Origin of the sequence: Croceicoccus sp. Ery5 (assembly GCF_020985325.1) — a bacterium.
In the GTDB taxonomy this organism is placed as follows: domain Bacteria; phylum Pseudomonadota; class Alphaproteobacteria; order Sphingomonadales; family Sphingomonadaceae; genus Croceicoccus.
Map to the genome: position 1 here is coordinate 2715970 of NZ_CP087587.1, position 24539 is coordinate 2740508.

Below are 24539 nucleotides of genomic sequence, written 5' to 3' on the forward strand. Positions count from 1 at the left end.
GCGGGCTTTCAGTATACGTCGCGCTGATAGCGGTGGTCGGACTGGAGCGAGCGGACATAATCCTCCGCTGCTTCACGCCCAGTACGGGCCTCGCTCGCGACAATGTCGATCAGGACTTCGTGGACGTCGGGCGCGAGATTGGCCGCATCGCCGCAGACATAGAGATGAGCGCCCTCCTCGAGCCAGGCGAAGATGTCGCGGCTCTGCTCCTTCATGCGATGCTGGACGTAGACCTTGTCATTGCCGTCGCGCGAGAAGGCGACCTCCATACGCCCGAGCGTGCCGTCCTTCAGCCAGTCCTGCCATTCGGTCTGGTAGAGAAAATCGGTGCGGAAATTGCGTTCACCGAAGAACAGCCAGCTCTTGCCTCTTGCCCCGCGCACTTCCCGCTCCTGCAGGAAAGCCCGGTATGGCGCGACGCCGGTGCCGGCACCGATCATGATGATCGGCGCATCATCACGCGGCAGGCGGAAATGCGGATTGCTCTGGATATAGACCGGCAGCACTGTGTCGGGCTCGGCGCGATCCGCAAGCAAGCCCGTCGCCACGCCGCAGCGCGGCTCGCCATGCAGGTCATAGCGTACGGGCGCCACGGTCAGATGCGCTTCGTCCGGGGTGGCAGCAAGGCTGGAGGCCAGCGAATAGAGACGCGGTTGCAGAGGGCGCAGGGCGGAGACGAAGCCCTGCGGCATCACGTCCGTCACCGGGAAGCGGCGGATGATGTCGATGATATGGTGGGTGTGCAGGAAAACCGAGCGGTCGCCGGAACGATCGTCCTGCAGCAACTGCTTCAGCGCGTCGGCCTCGCTGAGCATCGCCCAGTAGTCGAGAAAGCGCGGCGTGGCGGTGGTGATCTCGAAACGGTGCGTCAGGGCATCGTCGAGCCTCACTGTCTGGCCCTTGTGCTCGAATTCGGCATCGGGTTGCAGCGCCAGCGTATCGATCAGTGCCGCGACGACTGCCGGATCGTTACTCGCTGCGAGGCCAAGCGCATCTCCCGGCTCATAGGCCAGCCCCGAGCCTTCGAGCGAGAACTCGATATGGCGGGTCTCCTTGGTCGATCCGCGTCCGACGATGGCGATATTGTCGATGACAGGCGCGGGGAATGGATTGCGCTTGTCATGGACAGTTGCCCGTGCAGCGAGTGAGGACACGGCGACCGCTGGAACCGTGGCTGACTGTGCTTGCGCGCCAATCTGTTCGACAATCGCCTGGGTCCAGGCTTCGGCCGCTTCCTCATAATCGATATCGCAGTCGACACGGGGCTTGAGGCGTTCCGCGCCAAGTTCCTCGAACCTGCGGTCGAGCCGTTTTCCGGCCTCGCAGTAAAACTCGTAAGTGGAATCGCCCAAGGCCAGTACGGCAAAGCGCTTGCCCTCAAGCTTTGGCGCCTTGCGCCCTTCGACAAATTCGAAGAAGCCCGTCGCCGGCTGCGGAGGATCGCCCTCGCCATAGGTGCTGACGATAATCAGCACGTCCTCTTCCTGGGCGAGTTGCCGCACTTTGTAATCGGCCATATCGGAGAGATTGCAGGAGAGCCCTTTCGCCTTCGCCGCCGCTTCCAGAGCGCGCGCCAGCTCGGCGGCGTTGCCGGTTTCGGTGCCATAAAGGATCGTGAGCTTGCGACCCGCGCTCTCGATGGGGGACACGGCCTGCGAAGGGGGTGATCGCAGGCCGGCCTCCAGCCCGGTGAAATAGCCACCGAGCCAGCGCGCTTGCGCCGGGCTGAGCGATTGGGTGAGCGCCTCCACCAATCGCCATTGTTCAGGGGTCAGGGCGACCCCCGACACGTCTCTCGCCGTCATTCCTGTCTGTCCTCGACGATTGCGCACTCGTCGCAACGCGGCGGCTCGAGCGACAAATATCCTCGAAGGGCGCGGTCAGAGGCGATTCATTTCATTGGCGCAATTGTCCTGCAACGCATGCCATAAGACAAACGAATGTTATTGGACATTTAATGCAATATAATTGCTGTTATCCATCTATCGGCATTCACTCGTCGAGATGATGAAGTATGTCGCTGAGCAGAGGGCGTATTCGCCGGATTTCCTCGCGATGCGCCATCGAAAGCGCCGCCAGCAGATCATGGGCCCTTGGTGTAAGCTGCAGCAAGGCCCGCCGCCGATCGTCCTCGGCTACGTGACGCGTTACCAGCTCCATTGACTCAAGACGGTCGATCAACCCGGTAACGCTATGCGGCTTGAGCACCAGGCGCTCGGCCACATAGCCGATCGTCGGCTGATCCGCCTCGCTTCCCCGGATTGCCAGCAAGGCCTGATGCTGCTGCGGCGTCAGCCCGACATCGGCCGCGCGCGCCTCGCTGAAGCCGAGAAATTCCCGGATAGCATGCCGGAACGAGGCCAGTGCAGCGTAGTCTGCATCAGTGAGCGGCGCGCCCTTCTCGGTCATGGCATCGTCCCGATTGAAAAATATCGTAATACGATATAACTGCCTCCTTCGAACTTCGAAAGGCAAGAATTTTCAATGTCGCTTACGCCGCCCCGCGCTGTCGAAACGCACCAGTTGGGAGATCATAGTGTCGATCTTCGCATGCCACTCCTGGCACTCATGGCGCTTGCCGTCGGCACCGGCGGCGCGCTGGGCGCCTGGGTACTGCTCAAGCTGATCGCGGTTGCGACGAACCTCTTCTGGTTCGGCCGGCTGTCCGCCGATCATGCCGTCATCACCGATGCCTCGGTTGGATTGATGGTCATCGCCATACCCGTGATCGGCAGTCTTATCGTCGGCCTGATGGCCCGGTTCGGGTCGGACAAGATCCGCGGACATGGGATTCCTGAGGCGATCGAGACCATCCTGTTCGGCGAAAGCCGGCTGTCGCTGAAGGTCGCCGTGCTGAAGCCGCTATCGTCCGCGATCTCGATCGGCAGCGGTGGACCCTTCGGCGCGGAAGGTCCGATCATCATGACCGGCGGCGCCCTGGGATCGCTGTTCGCGCAATGCTTTCATCTCAGTGCCGCAGAGCGCAAGACGCTGCTGGTCGCCGGCGCAGCCGCCGGCATGACGGCCATCTTCGGCACGCCGCTCGCAGCCATTCTGCTTGCGGTCGAGGTACTGCTGTTCGAATGGAAGCCGCGCAGCTTTGTGCCGGTTGTCGTCGCGACAATAGTGTCCTTCGCCTGGCGGCCGTATCTGATTGGGTCGGGACCGATGTTTCCCATGACCGCCGCTCTGCCCGGAATGGGCTGGCCCTTGCTGGCGTCAGCGGGAATCGGGCTTCTGACGGGTCTGGAGGCGCTCCTCCTGTCCACTTCACTCTACCGGATCGAGGATCTCTTCCACAAGCTGCCGGTCCACTGGATGTGGTGGCCGGCGATCGGCGCGGTCGTCGTAGGCCTTGGCGGATTGATCGACGCTCATGTGCTCGGTGCCGGTTATGCCAGTATCGATGCGTTGCTGGGTGGTTCGCTGACGCTCAGGGTCGTCGGCGCGCTGTTGCTTGTGAAAGCGGTGGTGTGGCTGGTCGCGCTCGGTTCGGGGACGTCAGGCGGCGTGTTGGCGCCGCTTCTCATTCTTGGTGGCGCCGCCGGGTTCCTGGTCGGGCAATTCCTGCCAGGCGATGCCGGATTCTGGGCGATGATCGGCATGGCTGGTATCATGAGCGGCGCGATGCGTGCGCCGATGACGGGCGCGGTCTTCGCTGCCGAGCTGACTGGTCATTTCGATGCTCTGCCCAGCACCATAATGGCCGCTGGAACAGCATATGCCGTCAGCGTGCTCCTGATGCGACGCTCGATCCTCACCGAGAAGATCGCCCGTCGTGGCCGGCACATCTTGCAGGAATATACCGTCGATCCTCTCGATTTGTTGCAGGCGGGACAGCTGATGACACCAGCACCGCAGACTCTTCCTTCCACTATGACGGTCTCGGATGCGCTCGATTTTTACACCGCGGACGCCCGTCATCGCAGCTATCCCGTCGTTGATCATGAAGGGCGACTGATTGGTCTCGTGTCGCGTACGGATGCCCTTCGTTGGCAGGCGGATCACAGTCCAAGTCGACTCACACTTGGCGAAGCCATCTCGGACGTGGAGCAACCTGTTGCGTATCCCGACACGCCGGGCGGCGTTGTTGCCGATCTGATTATCGAAACAGGTATCGGGCGTATTCCGATCATTGAGCGGGAAAACCACAAGGTGATCGGCATTCTCTCGCGCCAGGATCTGCTCAAAGCCCGAAGCGCGAACCGCATCGCGGAAACGGGGCGGAGCCGTCATGTCGGACGTCGCGCCGTCAGGATCGGTGACCGCAATGAAGCAGAAACATCGGCAGGGCCGGGGTGACTGGTGACTGCCTCCCCCTTGTCTGACGTTTTCGTCGCCCTTCGGAAAAGATCAATCACAAGCGACTGCGAAACCAAAATCTCAGTGCCCCCGGTGTGAAGGCAATGTCAGTTGCCAGCGGATCGCCGCGCCTCGCAATACAAAACCTGCGAGGAACCCGGCAGCCGATGGCCACGGTGCGGGCACGTTGATTGTTGTCAGAAGAACGAACAGGAATGCTGCGAACAATGCTGCGGTTACGTATATTTCCCTGCGCATCAATACCGAAGGAACGCCTGCGGTTATATCACGGATGATGCCGCCTAGACACGCGGTAGTGACCCCTGCGGCGATTGCTGGAACCGGCGGGAAACCCGCCTCGAGCGCCTTTCCGGCTCCATAGACCGAGAATGCGGCCAACCCCGCAGCATCGAGCCATTCAAGCGCCCGCTCCGGCCACCAGCGTAGCGGGATGGCCCACACCAACACCGCGACGATACAGCACAGGATGACGGGCTTTGCATCTATCATCCAGAAAACGGGTGCATCGATCAGCAGGTCCCGCAATGTCCCGCCGCCAGCAGCCGTGATGAGGGCAAAAAAGCAGGCACCAATAAAATCCAGACGCTGGCGCGCGGCCGCGAGCGCTCCCGACGCGGCAAAAACGGAAATGCCGGCCAGGTTCAGCCACACAAACAGACTTTCGATCGGCAAATTCATGATATGTACTCAAGTTGGAACCGAACTTGCGCCTAGCGGGCCATTATTGCTCCATCTTGCGGCGTTCCAGAAATGTTTCCGCCTTGATGATATTTTCCCGGTGCCTGTCTGCCATCTCCTTGAGCTCCGCGTGAAGAGCATCGTCGCGAATGCGCAGTATGAGCTTTTCAAGTTTGCGAACCACCCAGAGCTGACCGCGATTAAGAAATGCAAGTCGCTCGAGCGGTTCGGTAATGGCCATGGCTTTGCTGCGGAAGGCGCCGGTCTTGCGTGAAGGTGCGCCACCAAGACGCCTGATCTGCCGCGTGAGCATGGCGCACCAATGCGCCTCGTCCTTGCGCACGTGCCGCATCAATTCCGTGTAGCCTGCCGGATCCTTCGCCTTGCTGCTGTCCAGCGCGACACGGGCACCCGCGCGCTCGGCTTCGAGCAGTTCGTTGAGTGCCGCCAGGATCTCGTCGCGGTCGGCATAACCCATATAGGCATCGGAGGCTTCCGAAGCGTAGCAGACCGGAGAAGAAGGCTTGTTCGTCATACCGCAATTTTCGCTGCGTCATGAAGGCCAGCCCGAACGCGGTCCATGACGCCTGGATCCGCTTTCGTGGAATGCACGACATAGGCGGAGTAGGAGAATTCGGGGCTTCCGGAAACCAGAGTCAGCCGTCCTTCTTCAAGATAGCTGCGAATGAAACCTTTGCGGAAATAGCCGCTGCCACCGGTCGCCAGGATGTATTCCAGAGCCAACGGGCCATAGCTGATCGAAAGCACGGAATTGGGCTGATCAGGAAAAGCCGCGTGATAGTTGGCGGCGAACTCGTCCCCCCAATCGATCTCGACATGATCTTGCGGCTTCAGTTCGGTTGTCGTTGGCGTTGTCCTGGCTAACACCAGTTTTTCTTCGAACAACAGTTCGGCTATGACGCCGGGCCGGCTCGGGGCCGCATAGATGATCGCAAGATCGAGAGAGCCATCCTGCACCTGGCCCATCAGACGCTCTGACGTGTCGATCTGCGTGCGGATCGCGATCTCGGGGCATTCGCGCCGCATCCACAAGAGCCAATGCCGCAAAAGCGGATTCCATAGGCTGAGCTCGGCGCCCACCGATACCACTGTCTCGCGGCCGGGCGGCAAGGCAACTGCGCGCTGCGCCCGCGCCCAGACCTGAACCAGCGTGGTGGCAAAGCGCTGGAACTGCTCACCGGCTGGGGTCAGCTTGGCGCCCGCTTTGTTGCGAATAAAAACAGGCCCGTCGAGTTGCTCTTCGAGAACACGGATACGCGCGCTGACGGCCGTCTGGGTGAGATTGAGATTGGTGGCTGCCCCGACAAAGCTGCCGGTCTTCACTACCTCCAGGAATGTGCGGGCAATCGCGATATCCACGCAACATAATCCTTCATATCAACGTTCAATAATATTCGTTTGCCGAATGGATAGTATCCGGACGAAGATGCGCAGACAAGGAGGCAGCGATCATACTGATAAGCTCGTCATGACGCGGATATATTCATGAAGCCCCTTGGCCCATTGCGCCCGGAGCCGGGCCCATCGGCGCGGGAATCCTGGTCCCTCGGCCTATCGCTGGCGATGGTTGCAATCGGCTGTGCCCTCGGGCTCAATGTCTTTCACGAGAGGGGAGCGATAGGCGATGAACTCCATTTGGCTGCGCTGATTTTCGTGATTGCCGTGCCGCTTGGAGCAATCGTTGCCGTTGTGCAGGAACGCCGGACCTATATTCAGGTGCACAAGAGCATTGGTCAGACGGCTTACAAATATCGTGTCTATAAGGAATGGCCGCATGACCCGCGTCTCGGAAAGGAGGCCAAACGGGTATCCCGGAAGCCTGCCCAACGCCTCCGAAGGCGGAAATAATGCCTGCATTTAACCGGGAGTGGCGAGCTTCATCAGGATGAGCCCACTCATGATCAGCACGGCGGCAACGATCCGCATCAATCCCAGCGGCTCGCCGAGCACCACTGCTCCGACGATGAACGCTCCGACAGCACCGATGCCTGTCCAGATCGTATAGGCCGTACCAAGCGGCAGGGTCCGCATCGACCAGGCGAGCAGGCCGAAGCTGAAGAGCATCGCGACGAGCATGATCGCTGTCGGCAACGGGCGCGTGAACCCGGCTGACTGCTTCATCGCATAGGCCCAGACGATTTCGCATAGACCCGCAAGAACAAGAACGAACCACGCCACGGCGGCCTCCCATAGTGCCGCCGGGCCGTCCCGGACTTGATCATTTCGACAGAAGGCGGGAACGTCGTCGCCGCGCCGCGCAGATAGCAACGGATGTGACGCGCTTCAATGGGGGCTTCGCTGACCACAGATTGCGAGCAAAATACAGCAATATCTTTGCGTTCAACTATAGATAACATTCGCTTGTTTGATGGACCTGACCAATTCACATTGCGTGCCAAGCTTACGAAGGAGTCTTCCAATGGTCATCCAGCTCGGGCAGATCGCCCCTGATTTCGAACAGGACAGCACCCAGGGCCATATCCGCTTTCACGACTGGCTCGGCTCGAGCTGGGGGGTACTGTTCAGTCATCCCAAGAATTTCACGCCGGTCTGTACCACCGAGCTTGGCGAGGTGGCGAAGCTGCGTCCCGAATGGGACAAGCGCAACGTCAAGCCCATCGGCCTGTCGGTCGATCCTGTCGAGGCGCATCAAAAGTGGGAACTCGATATCGAGGAAACCCAGGGTGCGGCGCTCGACTTTCCGATGATCGCGGACCCCGATGCGAAAGTTTCGTCACTCTACGATATGATCCATCCCGAAAGCGATCCGACCGTCACTGTGCGGTCGGTATTCGTGATCGATCCGTCGAAGAAGGTCCGGCTCATCTTGACTTATCCGCCCAGCACGGGACGCAATTTCGCCGAGATCCTGCGTGCTATCGACAGCCTGCAACTGACCGACGCGCGCAGTGTCGCAACGCCTGTCAACTGGTCGCCGGGCGAAGAGGTGGTGATTTCGCCCAAGCTTTCGGGTGAGGAGGCCCAGCGCCAGTTTCCGCAAGGATTCAGGACATTGAAGCCATATTTGCGGATGGTCGACCTGCAAGCATCCGGGAATTAGCTGCGTTGGACGAAGGCTCACCGGGCACGGTTATCACACAGACGGACAGCAGCTCCGGCGAACTGTTTGCTCGCAATCGCGCTTGGGCGGAGTCCAAAGTCCGCGTCGACCCAACGTTCTTCAGCCGTCTGGTTGGTCAGCAACGGCCGCGATATTTCTGGATAGGCTGCTCCGATAGCCGGGTGCCTGCGACTGAGATTGTCGATCTGGATCCCGGAGAGATGTTCGTTCATCGAAACGTCGCCAATCTGGCGGTCGCGGACGATCCCAGTTTTGCGGCTGCGCTGCAATTTGCCGTGGAGGTTCTTGAGGTCAGCCACATAATGATTGTTGGTCATTATGGGTGTGGCGGCGTACAGGCGGCGATGGATGGCGAGACCGACGATCACATCGGGCGCTGGCTCTCACCGATCCACGGGCTGTACCGGGACCACGTGCACGGCCCGACAAGTGATCGCGGCGACGCGGAAGCGCTTTGCGAAGCCAATGTCGCTGCGCAGGTTGCGACCCTCGCCGTCAATCCGATTATACAGAAGGCGTGGACAGGTGGTCACGATATCACGCTTCACGGTTGGGTCTATGCGATAGGCGATGGCCTGCTGCACGAGGTCTGCGCCCCGGTTTAGAAAGGGCCAGGCGGCTCTCCGGATGTATAACCTTAGTCGAGATAGAAGGACCTTTGGCAATCGCCGTGATTAATCCCAACCGGTCCGCCTTGAATGCGGCCGTCAGGGCGTGCGCTGGCGCCAGCGCCGCCGATCGCCAGCTTGACGCCATCATCGCGAGCGCCGTCTTTCCAGCTCTCACCAGTCTGCCGGTGTTGGGTACAGCAGTCTGGCGTCATGAAGACGGCACACGTGTCCGGGCGCTGCGCTATTCGGGCTCGCGCTCTGCCGCAACGACGCTTGTGCCAGCAGGCTGCTGGCTGGAAGACGGGGGCAACAGTATCGCAAAGGTGTGCGGTCCCGAGGGCGAGTGGGAAGGCATTCATTCGGTCGGGGAAATAGCAATCTGCATCGCGGCCTTGAAAGCCAGGATCGATGTGGAGCATTCCCCGCCTGAAATGCAGAAAATCCTGAGCGTTCGAGATAGATAAAGTATGTTGCCAGAGGCTTCCGGCTGTTAGCCCGGCATCGTTATGAAACGATCGTTAGATGTCTGAAAGACCGCAACCATCGAACGCGCCCTGAAATTTTTGAAAGGACTTTGGTCGAAAGCCTATTTCCTGCTGACCATCACCGCGTTGTGCTGGGCTGGCAATGCGATTGTGGCGCGCGGCGCGCGCGAGTTCGTGCCGCCCGTCGCGCTTGCATTCTGGCGCTGGAGCATTGCCCTCGTTCTCATCCTGCCATTTGCATGGCCGCATCTTCGCCGTGACAAGGACGTTATCCTCGCAAACCCCCGCATTCTGATATTACTCGGCCTATTGGGCATCGGCACGTTCAACACCCTTCTCTATACCGGCTTGCAGGACACAACCGCATTGAACGCGATGCTGGTCCAATCGGCCCAGCCTGCCCTCATCCTGCTCATCGGAGCGGCTATCATGAGGGACCGGCCAGGCTGGCGACAATTTTGCGGAGCCGCCATCGCACTGGCAGGCGTGGTGACGATCATCGGACGCGGCGATCCATCAATCCTCTGGCATCTGCGCCTCAACACAGGCGATTTGATCATCGGTGTCGCGGTGATTTTCTGGTCGCTGTATTCGGTTATGCTGCGGCGACGGCCACCTCTTCATCCTCTGAGCCTGTTTGCCGTTACGCTCCTGATCGGGATTCTCGTCATCGCTCCGTTTTATGTCTGGGAGATGCTCTCCGACCAGCGGATCATCGCTCAATTCGATAGCTGGCTGGCGATTGGCTACGTGAGTATTTTTCCCTCACTGGTCGCCTATCTCTTCTTCAATCGCGGCGTGGAACTGATCGGCTCGGCTGCCACCGGCATGTACATGAACGTCTTGCCACTTCTCGGAGCCGGACTGGCGATCCTGTTGCTTGGAGAGGAACTCTCTCTGTTCCACGTCGCGGGCATGGCGTTAATCCTAGGTGGCATCCTGTGGGCAGGTCGCGGCCAGGCACCTCTGGCGGCCACTCCCGCGAAGCCCGTTGACCTCTCGAAGCCCATTTAATGAGCGGCTTATGCAGGCCCGTACCGGTTCGCGACAATTGATTCCCGGGTGAGGCCAAGCGTCGTTCTGTTCGTCGCCTGGCTGACCAAGTGGATCGCCGATGATCATGATCCCAAAGGGTATTCGCGAATGCAAATGTTTGCTGGCGACAACGAACATGGGTCCTTGTATAGTGAGGAACATGTTCCGGTTTTTCTCAACCTCGCGGCAAGGCGGACCCGATATCGCAATCGATCTCGGGACCGCAAACACCCGCGTCATTCTCCGCAGTGGCGGAATCGTGTTTGAAGAACCCACTGCCTCGTGCTTTTCAAACAAAGGCGGCAGAGAGCTATTTGTGTCAGCCGGCAGCGACGCATTCGCCATGGTCGATCGCGTTTCAGGCGGGCTACATATCAGGCGTCCTCTGGCGCGGGGTGTCGTGCAGGATCTGGGCGCAGCCAGCGCATATATGCAGTATGTCCTGAAAGCCGTTATGGGGCGTCTGCGGCTCGGCCGCCCAAACGTGATGGTCGGCATTCCGGCAGATGCGACCAAAGCAGAAGCTTCTGCTTTGCGTACCGTGCTCAGCGATGCGGGCTTTGGCAGGGTCAGTCTCGTGAAAGAGACTTACGCCGCCGCAGTCGGTGCCGGTTTGGACATCAGTGCTGCACGAGCATCGATGATCATTGAATGCGGCGCTGGGACGACTGAGATTGCGGTGTTCTCTATCGATGGCGAATGCCTCATTCGCTCCGTGCGCGGAGGAGGTCAATCGCTCGACGAAGCACTGATCGAGTATATGCGCGCCAAGCATCATTTTCTGATCGGCCTGCGAACCGCCGAACGGCTCAAACATGCCGTCAGCCGAAAAATTTCCCTTCTAGAAGTCGATACGTCCGGGATTTGTGCAGACTCTGCTGACCGTATGGTCGAAATAAAAGGTAGGGATCTGCGGACGGGTTTACCCGCTATCCGGTTGCTGCCAGCTTCGGAGTTTCAGCCGGTATTCAAAAAGCATCTGGTCCCGATTGTCGAAACAACCCGAGGCGTCCTTGCCACAATCAAGCCTGATCTCGCTGCGGACCTTCTATCTGGCAGCATCATTGCTACGGGCGGCTGCGCCTCAATCTCACTGCTGTCCGAAATGATTACAAACGATACCGGGCTTCCGATCGAGGCGGTCAACGATGAAGCTCTGTGCGTATCAAGAGGGCTCGAAACCCTGATGGCAGGTTAATCACGTCAGGCTTTGGACCAAACACTCAATCACACCGCCTCGGTCATTCATTCTGAATTGACTTCTGACAAGGCCTATCCCATCTTTCAGGCAATGCGGTTCAAGGCTTCCTCTATGCGTTTTCGTCATCTTGGCGGACAGCTTCTCACGGGCATGTAGCCCCGGGTTTCGGCGCAGTACGCCCTGAACCCGGGGCAGGACTCGCCAAAACCTTGCATTGGACACGCGCGGTCGAATGCGCCCATCCCGGGAAAGCCATCACCATGACACGCAAAACGGCGCCAAAGCGGCCGCCCATCCACATGATCGCCACACAAGCCGATATTCTGGCTGACTTGGCCATCGGCGTGCAGGACCGTCTGCCTCAGGTCAGCGAACTTCTACTTGAGGAAATTGCGCGCGCGAAAGTTCACAGCGCCGGGCGGATATCCAAGGACGTCGTCACCATGAATGCCCAGGTGGAATTCGTCGACGAAACGAGCAATGCAACACGGATCGTGCAGCTGGTCTATCCCAGACATGCCGATATCGCGGCAAACCGGATATCCATTCTGACGCCGATCGGCGCCGGACTGATCGGTCTACGTGAGGGCCAGTCTATTCTCTGGCCGGACCGTGTAGGACATGAGCGCAAGCTCACCATCGTAAAAGTACGCCAGAACGCTTGCGAGGAAGAGGTGGCGCACTGATGCGCTTGCCAGCAGGTCGAGCCGCTGCCCCGATGCTGGTCAGAACAGTCCGTGGCTGCCCGCGGTGGCGCCGAGAACCGTAACCACCGCGATCAGCAGCAGAATACGGTGCAGTCGAGCCATCCGCCTGAAATCCCTTCCCGGGTCGGGCGAGTTCTGCATCCGCCGGTGGAGAAACAGCGGCTCGACCAGGAACAGCATCGCGCAGAAGATCGCCCACAACCCGACCATCGCGTGCATCCACCAGAATTGCGGGTAGGCGATACGGTCCCACATCTGCGCGCGATGGATCATCCAGAAGCCGCTGGCGCCGGCGAGTACAACCCAGACCCGGGCTTGCGACGCAAAGGGCCCCTCGATCCGGTGGAATGCAGCAAGCCTGTCATCCGGCGCCGTCGAGCCGCGAATGGACGGCATCACCACAAGCGTGACGAATGCCACCCCTCCGATCCAGAAGAGGACTGAAAGGACGTGGATCGCGCGCGCTATGATGATGTCGTCCATCTGCCTCTCCGTCAGGCGGCAAGCAGTTCGTCGGCCGGGCCGAAGAACTCATAGTGAATGCGTTCGGACGGGACACCCGCGAGCGACAGGGTGGAAACCGCATGGCGCAGGAACGGCCGTGGTCCGCAGATATAATAATCGGCCTCAGCAACAGGAGTATTGGCGACGAGCCATTCGTCGGTGATGATCCCGGCCTCATCGTAGTCCAAGCCCTTCACCTCGTCGGACAGCGGCGTCTGATGGAAGTCAACGATCTCTACAGCCTTGCCGCTTTCCGCCAGCACGCGAATATGACCGCGCATTGCATGCGTTTTCCTGTCGTGTGTCCCATGAATATACTGCACGGGGACATCGGCACCGCGCTCCACAAGAGCTTCAAACATCGCTACCATCGGCGTCAGACCGACCCCGCCCGACAGCAGCACGACCGGCCGCTCGGTATGTTCGCCGAGGAAGAATTCGCCAGCCGGCGCCGCGACTTTCAGGATGGTCCCGACCCCGGCTTCGTCATGCAGCCATCCCGAAGCCAGGCCGTGCGGCTCGCGTTTGACAGAAATGCGGTAGCTCTCGCCATTCGGCGCGGAGGAAATCGAGTAATTGCGCTTGACGGGAGGATGCCCCGGAATCTCGAACCAGAAGGTCAGATACTGTCCGGGCTTGTGGTCCATCACCGGTCCGCCATCAGCGGGGCGTAGGATGAAGGAACTGATCACGCTGCTTTCCTGGACGACCTCTTCCACCCGGAAGTCGCGCCAGCCATTCCAGCCTCCGGCTGTCTCCTTCTGTTCAGTATAGATGCGGTCTTCGCGCGCGATCAGAATGTTGGCGAGGAACCAATAGGCTTCGCCCCAGGCTTCCAGTATCTCTTCCGTCGCAGCATCGCCGAGCACGGCCGTGATCGCACCCAGCAAAGCTTCGCCGACATGAGGGTAATGTTCGGGCAAAATCTGCAGGCCGACATGCTTTTGCGCGATCCGTTCCACAGCGGGAGCGAGAGCTGCAAGATTCTCGATGTTACTGGCATAGGCCAGAATAGCGCCCGTCAGTGCGCGCGGTTGCGATCCCGCATCGCCGTGGTGCGACTGGTTGAACAGGTCGCGGATATCCGGATTCTGGAACATGCGCGAATACATCTCATGCACAATGTCGAGGCCGTGGGCTTCGAGGGCCGGAACGGTCGCCTTGACGAGCGCAATGGTGTGATCGCTGAGAGGCTGCGACATCAAAATCTCCTGTGATTGAACTGAAAACTGGAAAAGGAATGCGCGGATCAGTCGCCGGGTGGCGGCTGATCGTAGAAATCGACCTGCATCTTCATGACTCCGAGCGGCGTCACGAAATGCGGCTGTTGCGGCAGGATGAGACCCGGTTTGTCGGGTGTCAGCACAATTTCCGAAGGCGGATCGAGATAGGTGAGTTGCAACTCTCCTTCGATGACGCGGATCAGCCCCCAGACGCCAGCCTTGGTATCGTGGCGGGCGCGCAAGGCGGCTGGAAGTGTATCCTGATCGAACACCGGCGTGGACCGATATGGACGGATGTCGGCCATCGTCATGCGACCTTGCGGCTGTCGCTCGCGTCAGGCCGACGGTTTAAGCGAAAAAACAGGGCCAGTTTCAGGCTCTCGGCAATCCGCGCAGCCTTCTCCTGGAGGGCGAGTGCCGCGTCCGGCTCCATCAACTCCTCGGTGGTCTGCTCCCACAGGCCGAGCCAGCGGTCGAACAGTTCGGGCGTGATCCTGTCCTTGTGCTTCATATGCGCGGGAACGGGCTGCCCCTTGTAGCGCCCGCTGGTGAGCATCACCGACGACCAAAAGGCGGCTAGCTTATCGAGATGGTGGGGCCAGTCATCGATCGCATCATTGAAGATCGGACCGAGTTCGGTATCCGCGCGCACCCGGGCGTAGAACGCATCCACCAAGCGGGCGAGACCTGCTTCGTCGATCTTTGCGGCGTTTGTCACGACTCACACTCCATTCATGCATTGCAGATACATCTATAGCGGACATTTGAAAGATGCAATAAGTTTGCATATTAATGCGAGGGGCCGAATGGGAGGTTTGATGGAACGAATATGAAGCTGACGCTGTTCACGGACTATTCGATCCGCGTACTGCTCTATCTCGCGGCGCGCCCCGACCGAAGATGTTCGATCTCAGAGATTGCGCAAGCCTATCGCATTTCCCAGAATCACCTCATGAAGGTGGTCAATGATCTTGCCCGCTCAGGTTATATCAATAGCGTCCGCGGACGCGGCGGCGGCATCCGTCTTGGCAAGCAACCCAAAGAGATCAACATAGGTGCGCTTATCCGACACACCGAGGAAGGCTTCGACCTCGTCGATTGCCCAAGCTGCGTGATTGCACCCGCTTGCGGCATGACAAGCGTGCTCAGGGAAGCGGTGTCCGCCTTTCTAGATGTGCTCGACAGCTATTCGCTCGCAGACCTCGTGCAGAAACGGGAAAACCTGAAGCTACTATTGGCGCACTGATTCCGACGAATGCCGGCAATCGCTTTCATAACCCATGGCCTTACCTGCAAAGGAAGAAGGTTGAATTACGACAGAACTCGAAGATGTCTGACCGACTTCTAGCATCGCACCGTCAATGACGGCAGCTCTGCACAACTTGTATGATGATCAATGCAACTCCACACCGATCTTTAGGCATGTATGCTCGGACGGCATTGATCCTTGATGGCCGTCATGGAAAGGCACATCGCTTCGGCAAAATCTGGGCGAACTGATAAGGGGACGTATTTCGTGGTCCGAGCACGCAAGCCAGGGCTTGTCGCCTATGTCACTATCCTCGTCCTCGCGCTTGGCGCAGTCCAATTGGCTGCCAGTCTCACCTTCTATCAGGCGATAAACCGCCAGACGGTGCGCGAGGATCATGCCCGCAGGATCGCCGAACTTCTGGTGGTCAGCGATCGCATTTATGCGATGAAGCCGGAGGAAGCTGCCCAGTCGATGACTACGCGTTTTCTATCGGCTTCTGTGACGTCCGTACCATCGGTCCCAATTGCGAGAAGATCATCCGAATTTGACGAAATTACCCGCAGCATCCTTCTTTGGGAACCATCTCTGGCCGATCGATCCTTGCGGGTGACAAGAGCTGCGGGGCAAAACGGTAAGGAAGATCTGGTCGGTTCCATTCGTCTGCCAGACGGAAACTGGATGAATTTTCGGTCACTCGACATCAGTTCGATGTGGCCCGTGGCGATCAAGGCGATCGCTACGACTCTGGTGGCGGCTGCATGTCTAATGGCTCTGGCCTTAATGTCCTTGCATTTGCTGACGAGACCATTGCGTCGGCTGACCAAAGCGGCCGAGCAGATCGGGCATAGGCATGACATCACCGTGTCGGAAGAAGGCCCACGCGACATACAGAATCTTGCCCATGCCATGAATCATATGCAGGCGCGTATATCCAGACTGATCCGGGACCAAGCCAAATCGTTCGAAGCGATTAGCCACGATTTGCGCACCCCACTCAGTCGCCAGAAGCTTGCGGCTGAGCTAATCGACGACGCGGAAATTGGCGCGATGATGCTGACCAATGTCGACGAGATGGAGGGACTTCTCGCCTCGCTCCAGCAGTTTCTTCGAGCGCAACATATGCAGGTGTCGCCTCAGACGGTCGATATCGTCGAGTTGATCCGGGGTGTCATCGCCCGGTTCGAAGATCGTATCAGTCTGCGTACGGTCGGACCCATAGAATACACCACCTACGCAGAACCTTTAACCGTGGCACTGGCAGCGCTGCTCGAAAATGCGGTTCATTATGGCAGCAAGGTGACAGTCGATGTAGAAGATGATGTGGATGGTCCCCCCGTAATCGTCATACAGGACGACGGCCCCGGCATTCCCGCCGCGAATTTTGAGAATATCCTTGACCCTTTCTTCCGCCTTGATGACGCGCGGAGCCGCGACACCGCGGGGTTTGGTCTCGGCATTCCAACAGCCCATCGTTTGATGGAGCGCTTTAGCGGCGGATTGTCATTCGGAGCATCGGATACGACCGGATTGTTGGTGAGGCTAACCATTCCGGTAGTGGTTGATTGAGTCGAACGAGCCCTGACATTATCAAACCATCATATTGAGGTGAAACCGCAAAGCGTAGTTCGCAACTAGCGGTCTGCTTGAGCGGGATGTCGGAATTGGTCAAACGATGAAAGAAGCCGAGTTCGTCGACGTTCGGATCGAAAAGTTCTAATTTCAGGCATCGCAAAATTCATCTGTCGAAATTCGCTTTGTTTTCCGTGAAGGCGTCTTCATGAGCCAAACGGGAATCTCGAAGTTTATCGATTCAATGCCTTTTCGGTTGAGGATGGCTGGCGCCACACTCAGCGGACGGATCTTGTCGAGTCTCGGGGCATTCGCAGGCATACTGTTTGCGGCCATAGTCACTTATTTCGTCAATCATGAGATCGGATTTTCGCACATGCTCATCGCCCCGATAGGGGCGTCAGCTGTTCTCGCTTTTGCAGTTCCCTCGAGCCCTCTGGCTCAGCCGTGGTCAGTCGTGGGAGGGAATTGCGTTTCCGCGCTCATTGCCGTGCTGATTGCACATTTCGTAGAATCGACGGGAGTTGCAGGAGCGGTCGCCGTCGCCTGTGCGATCTTAACGATGACCGTCACTCGATCTCTGCATCCTCCTGGCGGAGCATGCGCGCTGGTAATGGTGCTGGCATATCACCATGATGAAGGCTCGCTTATGCCACTCTTTATAAGCCTTGCCCTCAATTCCCTGGCACTTGTGATTGCCGCCAAGGCGTTTCATTCTCTGACCGGGCACACATACCCACATCGAACACTGGAAGTCCCACCGCAAGGTCAAGACAACGAACTCCTACATCCGGATGATATCCGGGCCGCATTGGCAGATCTTGGAGAAGTGTTTGACGTAACAAGCCGTGATCTGGATGCGATTTTTGCGCGGGCACAGAAACATCGTGCGAAGAGGCTGTCTCGCTTACGAGCGTGGAGAAATGCTGCATGATTAGGTCGCGTTGACAAAATGCTTCAGCCATAGCCTTGCGGCGGCGAGGTTGAGGAAGCTGAGGTAGGAAAGAGCGGTTTTCTCAAAGCGGGTTGCGATGCGGCGCTGGTGTTTGAGGAAGCCGAACATGCGCTCGACGCGATTGCGATCTCGATAGCGCCGATAATCAGGATGCTCCGGTGCCTTGCGGTTCGAACGCGGCGGGATGACCGGCAGGATGTTGTGCAGGAGCAGGTCTTCGCGGAAACGGTCGCCGTCGTAGCCCTTGTCGGCGAACCAGACCGCAGACTTTGGCGTCGGCATGGTGCTCTGCCACCTGAAACTTGGACCATTCGAGGGCATAACGTGGAAGGTACGCTAAACAGCTAAGGGAGAACGCATGGCTAACGCTCGATGCGGACGGGCAGCCGCCTAGTCAGAAAAGCCGTTCGATTCCCATCCTACGCATTTCGCGATAGATGGTGGATCGGCCGATGCCGAGTTGCCGTGCCGCTTCTGTCGGAGAAATGCGAGCCTCGACCAGTTTGATGGCGGCGTCCACCTTTGCCATGTCGAGGGGCTGACGGCCAGGCTGCTTGTCCTTGGCGCGCGCGGCCGCAATGCCATCTCTGGTCCGCTCGGAAATCAGCCGCCGCTCAAAATGGGCTATGGCACCGAACACATGGAAGATGAGTTCGCCTGCGGCTGACGATGTGTCGCTCCTTTCCTCAAGGCTCAGGAGCGCGATACCCTGACCGCGTAGCGTCTCGACAGTGGCGAGAAGTTCGGCAAGCGAGCGCCCAAGCCGATCGAGGCGGACCACCGCCAGCGTGTCGCCCTTGCAGGCATAGGCGATTAGGCTGTGGACTCATAAGCTCTGATCCAGAGGCGTGTTGAGAAGATTTTGACAGCGGCGAGGAAATTGTCGGCGCGTTTGTCATAACGGGTTGCCAAGCCTCTGGCGTGTTTGAGCTTTCCAAAGAAGCGTTCGACCAGGTTTCGATAGCGGTATAGGAAGGAACTGAAGGCGAAGCGTCGCTTGCGGTTGCGCTTGGCCGGGATGTTGGCGAACCCGCCCTGTGCTGCGATCTGCTGGCGGATGGCGTCGCTTTCATAGGCTTTGTCGGCCAAAAAGGTGCTGTCTTCCGGCACAGCATCGAGCAGCGGACCGGCTTGCCTGCAGTCGCTCGCCTGCCCCTCGGAAAGGTGCAACTGGATTGGCAGCCCCTGGCCATCCACCAGCGCGTGGATCTTGGTGGTCAAACCACCGCGGGAACGTCCCATGCAGCGATTTGGGTCCCCCTTTTTAGGGTCGCACCATGCTGGTGGACCCGGATGGAGGAACTGTCGATCATTACCAATTCGCCATCAAAAGCGTGGAAGACCGCCGCTAGCAAACGGTCCCACACTCCGGCTTTGCGCCAGCGAACGAAACGATTGTAGCAGGTTGTGTGCGGACCGTAGCGCTCCGGGACATCAGCCCATGGACTGCCTGTACGGAACCGCCACAAAATCCCGTTGATCACCCGTCAATCATCGACACGAGGGACGCCCCGCGGCTTGTTCGGCAGCAGCGGCTCGATCACCGACCATTCAAAATTTGTCAGTTCAAAACGGCGACGCATCTGCCAGGCTCCTCTCCAGAGCCTTGAATCAATCGCACTCGATACGCGCAACCAAATTTATGAGTTTGCTACCTAAGTCCCGCAAGGCGACGATAGCCACGTTTACAAGCAGAAGGAAGCCTGCAGCGGACAGTGGGACACTCGTCAGGATTCGATCATTTTACGGTTTGCCAGTCATCGTCAGCATTGCTGGCGGTACGCTAGGAGCCAAATTGCTGACACGCGCGAGGGCTGAACTAATGACAGCTTTAAACGATCTGATCCGCAGCAAAGATTGACCGCTTTGTCGGCGACAGTGACCTAATGCGAGTCTAACCGACAAGGATCAGTTAATGGTCCGACGTCGGTGATCGCTGAACTTTTCGCCACCCAAGGCATTGGTGCGCACGCCATTCACTTTCCAGGGCTTGCACAACTTGCAGCCTGCCCGGCGGCTTCGCGCACGGCCTCGCTTATGGTGCATTGTAAACTCCAACTTCAGGGACTGCTAAGCAGGCGACGTCAAGCAGCAGGATCTCGTGAAAGCCACGCATTATATCATATTAACGCTGAAAAGCAGTGCCCATGCCAAACTAACGCGTCCGTCGCCTGACATACCATGCGATGGCCACCGGCAGGGCCAGCGCCATCGCGACCGGCGTTGCCAGCGACAGGATGGCAAAGGTCCAGTTCTGCCAGTTCGATACACGGTCGTGGGCGAATTGTTCGACCTGGAATACGACCTGGATCACGCCCGAAACGCCGAGGATACCGAACAGCAGGTTAAGCAGCCTTTCCTGCGTCTGCGCGTGCTCGTCATCTTTGTCGCGTTGGCGGCGATGCAGGTCCCGTACGTCTTCCTCAAGCGCGGCCAGCGCACCCTGATAGGCTTCTTTCAGGCGCGACGTGCCGCGCAGCAGCTCAAGCTCTTCAAAGACATCGCGCTCGGTATCGTAACGAAAAGGATTGCGATAGCGATGCCTTTCATATTTCTCGAACGCATCGCGGCGCACGGCATTGATCTGCGCTTCCGCCTCGGCAAATCTGCCGCTGCCGATCTTTGCCTGAATCTCGTCTATGGCTCTGAAGGTCTCGTCCTCCTGCTCTCGGGTCAGCGCCTCGTTATGCATGGCGAGTGCGTGGATCAGGAAGGCATACGGGCAGGTTCCGATATGATCGTTCCCCACTTCCAGCGTGCGCGAACGGGGGACGAAGGTGATCATCGCGCGGGGATTGGCAAAGCGGACGAAAAAGCCCTCTTCCTCCTGTTCGTCCGATTTCGGATAGATAGGGTCAAGACTGTCGAGCACTTCGCTCGCTTCCTGATTGGTAAAGTCGATGATGTTCTGGCTGAAGCCCGCAAGGAAAAGATAGGCCAGCCGCGTTTCCGCAGGACGGCTGCGCAGACGGCGAACGCTTCGCCAGTAATCGGCGCCCAAAAGGACATGGGGGGATGACGATTGCGCGGCCTTTTGCTGCGCGATCAATTCCGGATATGCGCGGAATTCGGCATCGGGCACACGGGTGCGGCGCTTGACCAGCACGCCTTTCTCCACCGGCTCGATCAGTTCGAAAAACCGGCGGTCATGGAAATAGAAACTGGACCGGTTGGCAGGAACCGTCAGTCCCGGCATTTCGATCGAGGGCACTTTCTCGACCGCGTCGTCAAACGCGGGCAGCCCGATGGCGCAATCGGTTTCCAGCCGGTCACGATCCGCATGATAGCATCCGGCCACGAAATCCCAGAACGGCACGGCTTGTGCGTCGCCTGCCCCGCGCATGACGGTCAAACCCGCCAGCGCGTCGAGACCTTCCGCCCCCCGTGCCGGATCGAATTCCTTGGGCCATGCCAGTTTCTGCAAGAGCGACAGGAAGTAATAGGTTGCAGGCACCGTACCCGCGCGTTCAGCCGCAAGATCGGGTCCATAGCGATATTCGAAGCCAAGGTTCCAGCTGAAGGCGCCATCGGGATAACGGTACCAGAACCGGCGCAGGGAAATATCGCGGTTGCGGCGTTCCGGTTCGATCCGCACTGCAAAGGCACTGCCTTCCGTCATCCACTCGACAAGATCGGGCATGGCAAAAACAAGCGTTTCGGCAGGGCCCGCGCAATACAGGCGGTCAGGCACTTTCTGCTGGCGCGACCGGTCGGCGATATCGTTGAACAGGGGATCGATCGCCTGGCTGAGAGCCCGTGAGCGATCGCATTGAAACCCGTCCGGCACCGCCCCGATGCGCGATCGCGGCAAATAGAACGACAAGGTCCAGTAGAGCGTCCGGTCTTCGGCAACCGATCTTGCCGCTGCCATGGTCTTGATCAAGTGAAGCCCCCCAACATTCACGAAACTTGCGGTTCAGCCCGCCATCAGCCGCAATCGCCGCGCGCCAGTTCCAGGATTGAACCGCATCGCGGCCAGTTCCCCCTGTCACCCGATAACGTCTCCAGCGCCGGTCCGATGTCCAGCAGATCGATCAGCCCGCCTGCATCGGCGCGCGCACTCAATTCTTCCAGCTGGGCGGCGGCGGTCGGATCGCCGGTGGGATCCTGCCCCTTCAGCACCGAAATCCGGAAAAAGCTTTGCAAATGATCGTGGAGAAAACGCGCGGACATATGCGGTCCGTCGAAGCCCAGAACCGAATAGACCAGCGCATCCTCGGCCGCCTGATCCGCCGACAGGGCCGGCTGTACATAGGCAAAGTCAACCGCCCGCGCGCCCAGATGCTGCCAAAGCCGCAGCCGCTCGACCTGATCGGTCCCGCCTCTTTCGTTGTCCTCCTCATACTCGGCCGCAGTCATGCGGAGAGGATCGTTCTGCTCGATAAATATGGCGGGATTGCCCGTCCGATCGCCCAGAGCGCGAACCGACAATTGCGCCACCATGGCCAGCAACAGGCGCGACAGTCCCCTCCCCCGTGCGGCCTGGTCGACGAAAAGATAGTTCAGCGCAACCGAGGTGGAGGGATGACCGTCTATCGCCTGTATCGCCGATGCCAGAAAATTGGCGCCTCCCAGCAGGGTTCCCCCGTCATCCTCGATAACAGCGATGAGTTCGCGGTGCGATGGCGGAGCGGAACACCCCCTGTCTTCATTCATCGCGAGGCAGGCACGAAACCCCGCGATATCCTCCTTCTCGTCGGGAAGCACGAAAGCGCGTTCATAGGCTTCGAAAAATTCATCGACTATGGGCGACGCGGGGCTGGCGGTTGCCCTGATGCGCAGGCCACCTTCCAACGACAGAGCCCATACATCATCGGAATCGGGAATAGGCTGATTGACCTGCATCAGTAACTATTAGTCTTCATTCAGAAACGTGTCAGCCGCCCTGTCGCTGCATTATTTCATATGGGAAGCTAAATGCGTTCAGGAACGTCGCAGTCGGTCGAACATTCGTAGCAAAACCGGTGCAAAAGTCACAGATTTTCAAATTCCCCTTCCCCTTCAAAAAGCACAGCGCAGTGCGTTATGATGGGAAGTGAGACAAGCTATGAAGCAATACCGCCACGCCAATTGGATTGCGTTTCGAAAGGACGTTATCAAATTACACAACGGCTGTTGTTTCCGTTGTCTCCGTTCGGGCAGAGACGACGACGTAGTACTGCAAGTGCATCACAAACGATACATTCGCGGGCGATTGCCGTGGGATTATGAAACGACAGACTGCGAAGCCCTTTGCAAAGGGTGCCATGCCGAAGAGCATGGTCATGTCATGCCGCGTGACGGATGGAAGTGGGTTGGCGTTGATGATTTGGGCGAGTTGGATGGTAACTGCGAGTTGTGCGGAACCGAAATTCGCTACGTTTATGCGATCGAACATGAAGCATGGGGCGCGATGGCCGTCGGAACCGATTGCTGCGACCATCTAACTTAAACAAATGACGCGAGTAAATATCACGAGATCTACCTGAAATCGATCGATGCGAAAAAGCGCTTTGTGGGTTCAAAGCGTTGGAAGATCAGGCCTGACGGAACACATGTAATCAGCCAAAAAGGAATTCTGGTCGAAGTTCGTGAAACCACCGATGGTTTCGGCATCGCGATGAACAATGTTCTGGGCAAGCAAAGGTTCGACAGCATCATCGATGCAAAAATCAAAATCTTCGAACTCATCCGTTCCGGCAAAGCCCAGTCCTATCTGGCAAGCCGCCGCCATCGATATGATAACTTCGATCTCGATAGCATTCGCACTTCACTGGGTTTCAACAAATAGGAGCGCGTAGCGGCGCGTGCGGAACAGACATCACGCTGACTGCAACGCATTCGCCAATGGTTGGCGCGAGGTTGATACCACTGAAGGCCGTTACATCGCGTGTAGATGACCGAATGTACGGCAGGCAGGTTGTCCGACAGGAAAACTACTGGAAACTGCGTTGCCGCTCTTTCGGCTCACTCGACCTGCCTGGTCGTCAGCCACTCGGCAATAGCCCCCTCATCGAGTTCGCCTGAGGCAAGCTGAAGTACCATCCGGACTGCATCTTCTGGTTTATAGGTAATCTTATAGCCATTCAGCGCCAGAAAAAGCCGCGCGAGCACCCAGGCAGTCCGCTTATTGCCATCCGTGAATGGATGGTTACGGGCCAGACCATAGGCGTATGCAGCAGCGAGTTTGCAGAGATCGGTATCGCCATAAGCCCACTGATTGCGAGGACGGGCTAAAGCAGATTCCAATGCATCCGCATCGCGCAGTCCGATGGGGCCGCCATGCTCCGCCAATTGACGATCATGAATGGCAAGCGCCAGTTCGGTCTCGATCCAGACCGGTTCGGATGTTTGCACCATTTTACTTCGCTAGTGCGCGCAGGATATCCCTGTCTTCACGCATAATACGTTCTGCCACAGCCATTTTGGCTTCGAACGACGGGTCCGACACGGTAATGCGGATTCCTTCGGGCGTCTCAGAAACGTATAGAGTATCACCCACGCCCGCCCGAAGCGTGGCAAGCAGTTCCTTGGGCAGAACCACACCGGCAGAATTACCGATTTTAGTGATCTTAAGGCTCGCGTTCATACGATGGTTATAACGCGCCAACGCGCTCGGCTCAAGTGCAACCGAACGTCTGGCCCAATGGGCGCAAAGGGGCATTACCCTTTCATAGCTTTGGCCTTCCAATCATTCCCGCTCAACAGTCACCCGTCAAATATTGCGACACACGTTGCCGCGTCTTGAGCCTCGGTCGCCGCCCGGCGCGAAGGTCCTGCACGAAACGAGGGTCTGCGACGACCGTTCTCCCGAAGGTACTCGCCCGCATTCCGGTGTGCGCCATGTAGGTTTCAATCTGCTCCAAAAGCTCCATCGACCTCGACTCACTTTCTGCTTGCGTTCTTAATTTGTT

At 58.5% G+C, this 24539-nt stretch carries 26 protein-coding genes and 2 pseudogenes; 11 read left to right on the forward strand and 17 right to left on the reverse strand.

Annotated features, from left to right (window positions below; translation table 11 throughout):
- Window positions 1-8: 8 nt before the first annotated feature.
- Together LOZ74_RS12870 and LOZ74_RS12875 are read right to left on the reverse strand one after the other, a co-directional pair.
- Window positions 9-1805 (reverse strand): assimilatory sulfite reductase (NADPH) flavoprotein subunit, encoded by a 1797-nt coding sequence (locus LOZ74_RS12870; RefSeq protein WP_230291514.1) that lies wholly within the window; start codon window positions 1803-1805, stop codon window positions 9-11.
- 187 nt (window positions 1806-1992) lie between these two features.
- On the reverse strand, window positions 1993-2409 hold the full coding sequence (locus tag LOZ74_RS12875) for a MarR family winged helix-turn-helix transcriptional regulator (RefSeq protein WP_230291515.1): 417 nt from the start codon (window positions 2407-2409) through the stop codon (window positions 1993-1995).
- 75 nt (window positions 2410-2484) lie between these two features.
- Here LOZ74_RS12875 and LOZ74_RS12880 point away from each other — a divergent pair, with 75 nt between their 5' ends.
- Window positions 2485-4302 carry a chloride channel protein gene (locus LOZ74_RS12880; RefSeq protein WP_230291516.1) on the forward strand — a complete coding sequence of 606 codons (1818 nt, stop codon included), beginning with the start codon at window positions 2485-2487 and terminating at the stop codon, window positions 4300-4302.
- An 81-nt stretch (window positions 4303-4383) separates the two neighbouring features.
- Here the strand turns inward: LOZ74_RS12880 and LOZ74_RS12885 are convergent, their stop codons facing one another.
- From LOZ74_RS12885 to LOZ74_RS12900, 4 genes are all read right to left on the reverse strand, one after another.
- Window positions 4384-5001 carry a trimeric intracellular cation channel family protein gene (locus LOZ74_RS12885; RefSeq protein ID WP_230291517.1) on the reverse strand — a complete coding sequence of 206 codons (618 nt, stop codon included), beginning with the start codon at window positions 4999-5001 and terminating at the stop codon, window positions 4384-4386.
- Between the two features lie 43 nt (window positions 5002-5044).
- On the reverse strand, window positions 5045-5536 hold the full coding sequence (locus LOZ74_RS12890; RefSeq protein WP_230291518.1) for a DUF6306 domain-containing protein: 492 nt from the start codon (window positions 5534-5536) through the stop codon (window positions 5045-5047).
- The gene (locus LOZ74_RS12895; RefSeq protein WP_230291519.1) at window positions 5533-6381 is read right to left on the reverse strand and encodes a LysR family transcriptional regulator; all 849 of its coding nucleotides are present in this window, start codon (window positions 6379-6381) and stop codon (window positions 5533-5535) included. The genes LOZ74_RS12890 and LOZ74_RS12895 overlap by 4 nt, the downstream gene beginning before the upstream one ends.
- 498 nt (window positions 6382-6879) lie before the next feature.
- Window positions 6880-7200 carry a multidrug efflux SMR transporter gene (locus LOZ74_RS12900; protein ID WP_230291520.1) on the reverse strand — a complete coding sequence of 107 codons (321 nt, stop codon included), beginning with the start codon at window positions 7198-7200 and terminating at the stop codon, window positions 6880-6882.
- Window positions 7201-7441: 241 nt separating this feature from the next.
- Between LOZ74_RS12900 and LOZ74_RS12905 the strand changes: the two genes are divergently transcribed.
- The 6 genes from LOZ74_RS12905 (at window position 7442) to rnk (ending at window position 12122) form a co-directional block, all read left to right on the forward strand.
- Window positions 7442-8083 (forward strand): peroxiredoxin, encoded by a 642-nt coding sequence (locus LOZ74_RS12905; RefSeq protein ID WP_230291521.1) that lies wholly within the window; start codon window positions 7442-7444, stop codon window positions 8081-8083.
- Between the two features lie 5 nt (window positions 8084-8088).
- On the forward strand, window positions 8089-8709 hold the full coding sequence (locus LOZ74_RS12910) for a carbonic anhydrase (RefSeq protein ID WP_230291522.1): 621 nt from the start codon (window positions 8089-8091) through the stop codon (window positions 8707-8709).
- 53 nt (window positions 8710-8762) lie between these two features.
- A complete protein-coding gene (locus tag LOZ74_RS12915) occupies window positions 8763-9179 on the forward strand; it encodes a hypothetical protein (protein ID WP_230291523.1) in 417 nt (138 codons plus the stop codon).
- A gap of 99 nt (window positions 9180-9278) precedes the next feature.
- A complete protein-coding gene (locus LOZ74_RS12920; protein ID WP_230291524.1) occupies window positions 9279-10214 on the forward strand; it encodes a DMT family transporter in 936 nt (311 codons plus the stop codon).
- A 100-nt stretch (window positions 10215-10314) separates the two neighbouring features.
- A complete protein-coding gene (locus tag LOZ74_RS12925; protein WP_230291525.1) occupies window positions 10315-11433 on the forward strand; it encodes a rod shape-determining protein in 1119 nt (372 codons plus the stop codon).
- Window positions 11434-11696: 263 nt separating this feature from the next.
- The gene (rnk, locus tag LOZ74_RS12930; RefSeq protein WP_230291526.1) at window positions 11697-12122 is read left to right on the forward strand and encodes a nucleoside diphosphate kinase regulator; all 426 of its coding nucleotides are present in this window, start codon (window positions 11697-11699) and stop codon (window positions 12120-12122) included.
- A gap of 39 nt (window positions 12123-12161) precedes the next feature.
- Here the strand turns inward: rnk and LOZ74_RS12935 are convergent, their stop codons facing one another.
- The 4 genes from LOZ74_RS12935 to LOZ74_RS12950 are packed head-to-tail and all read right to left on the reverse strand — an operon-like array spanning window position 12162 to window position 14588.
- Complete coding sequence (locus LOZ74_RS12935; protein ID WP_230291527.1) at window positions 12162-12626, reverse strand: hypothetical protein; 465 nt, start codon at window positions 12624-12626, stop codon at window positions 12162-12164.
- Window positions 12627-12637: 11 nt separating this feature from the next.
- Window positions 12638-13849, reverse strand: coding sequence for an NO-inducible flavohemoprotein (gene hmpA / locus LOZ74_RS12940; protein ID WP_230291528.1), 1212 nt, complete (start codon window positions 13847-13849; stop codon window positions 12638-12640).
- A gap of 47 nt (window positions 13850-13896) precedes the next feature.
- On the reverse strand, window positions 13897-14175 hold the full coding sequence (locus tag LOZ74_RS12945; protein WP_230291529.1) for a DUF1971 domain-containing protein: 279 nt from the start codon (window positions 14173-14175) through the stop codon (window positions 13897-13899).
- A gap of 2 nt (window positions 14176-14177) precedes the next feature.
- On the reverse strand, window positions 14178-14588 hold the full coding sequence (locus tag LOZ74_RS12950; protein WP_230291530.1) for a group III truncated hemoglobin: 411 nt from the start codon (window positions 14586-14588) through the stop codon (window positions 14178-14180).
- A gap of 111 nt (window positions 14589-14699) precedes the next feature.
- Here LOZ74_RS12950 and LOZ74_RS12955 point away from each other — a divergent pair, with 111 nt between their 5' ends.
- The 3 genes from LOZ74_RS12955 to LOZ74_RS12965 all read left to right on the forward strand — a co-directional run bounded on the left by LOZ74_RS12955 (window position 14700) and on the right by LOZ74_RS12965 (window position 17625).
- Window positions 14700-15116: an Rrf2 family transcriptional regulator gene (locus LOZ74_RS12955; RefSeq protein ID WP_230291531.1), complete on the forward strand. Its 417-nt coding sequence runs from the start codon at window positions 14700-14702 to the stop codon at window positions 15114-15116.
- Window positions 15117-15320: 204 nt separating this feature from the next.
- A complete protein-coding gene (locus LOZ74_RS12960) occupies window positions 15321-16688 on the forward strand; it encodes an ATP-binding protein (RefSeq protein ID WP_230291532.1) in 1368 nt (455 codons plus the stop codon).
- A 211-nt stretch (window positions 16689-16899) separates the two neighbouring features.
- Window positions 16900-17625, forward strand: coding sequence for an HPP family protein (locus LOZ74_RS12965; protein ID WP_230291533.1), 726 nt, complete (start codon window positions 16900-16902; stop codon window positions 17623-17625).
- Here LOZ74_RS12965 and LOZ74_RS12970 read toward each other — a convergent pair whose 3' ends face one another.
- The 5 genes and pseudogenes from LOZ74_RS12970 to LOZ74_RS12990 all read right to left on the reverse strand — a co-directional run bounded on the left by LOZ74_RS12970 (window position 17626) and on the right by LOZ74_RS12990 (window position 22491).
- Window positions 17626-17928, reverse strand: coding sequence for a transposase (locus tag LOZ74_RS12970; protein ID WP_230291534.1), 303 nt, complete (start codon window positions 17926-17928; stop codon window positions 17626-17628).
- Between the two features lie 112 nt (window positions 17929-18040).
- Window positions 18041-18463, reverse strand: a pseudogene (locus LOZ74_RS12975) (recombinase family protein); the annotation flags it as partial.
- A pseudogene (locus LOZ74_RS12980) lies at window positions 18460-19229 on the reverse strand (IS5 family transposase). The pseudogenes LOZ74_RS12980 and LOZ74_RS12975, both read right to left, overlap by 4 nt.
- Window positions 19230-19801: 572 nt before the next feature.
- Window positions 19802-21529 (reverse strand): hypothetical protein, encoded by a 1728-nt coding sequence (locus tag LOZ74_RS12985; protein WP_230291535.1) that lies wholly within the window; start codon window positions 21527-21529, stop codon window positions 19802-19804.
- 44 nt (window positions 21530-21573) lie between these two features.
- Complete coding sequence (locus LOZ74_RS12990) at window positions 21574-22491, reverse strand: hypothetical protein (RefSeq protein WP_230291536.1); 918 nt, start codon at window positions 22489-22491, stop codon at window positions 21574-21576.
- A gap of 649 nt (window positions 22492-23140) precedes the next feature.
- Here LOZ74_RS12990 and LOZ74_RS12995 point away from each other — a divergent pair.
- Window positions 23141-23416, forward strand: coding sequence for a hypothetical protein (locus LOZ74_RS12995; RefSeq protein WP_230280447.1), 276 nt, complete (start codon window positions 23141-23143; stop codon window positions 23414-23416).
- 176 nt (window positions 23417-23592) lie between these two features.
- On the opposite strand, the gene LOZ74_RS13000 is transcribed toward LOZ74_RS12995, so the two are convergent.
- Complete coding sequence (locus LOZ74_RS13000; RefSeq protein ID WP_230280446.1) at window positions 23593-23985, reverse strand: type II toxin-antitoxin system death-on-curing family toxin; 393 nt, start codon at window positions 23983-23985, stop codon at window positions 23593-23595.
- A 1-nt stretch (window position 23986) separates the two neighbouring features.
- The gene (locus LOZ74_RS13005; RefSeq protein ID WP_230280445.1) at window positions 23987-24214 is read right to left on the reverse strand and encodes an AbrB/MazE/SpoVT family DNA-binding domain-containing protein; all 228 of its coding nucleotides are present in this window, start codon (window positions 24212-24214) and stop codon (window positions 23987-23989) included.
- Between the last annotated feature and the right edge of the window lie 325 nt (window positions 24215-24539).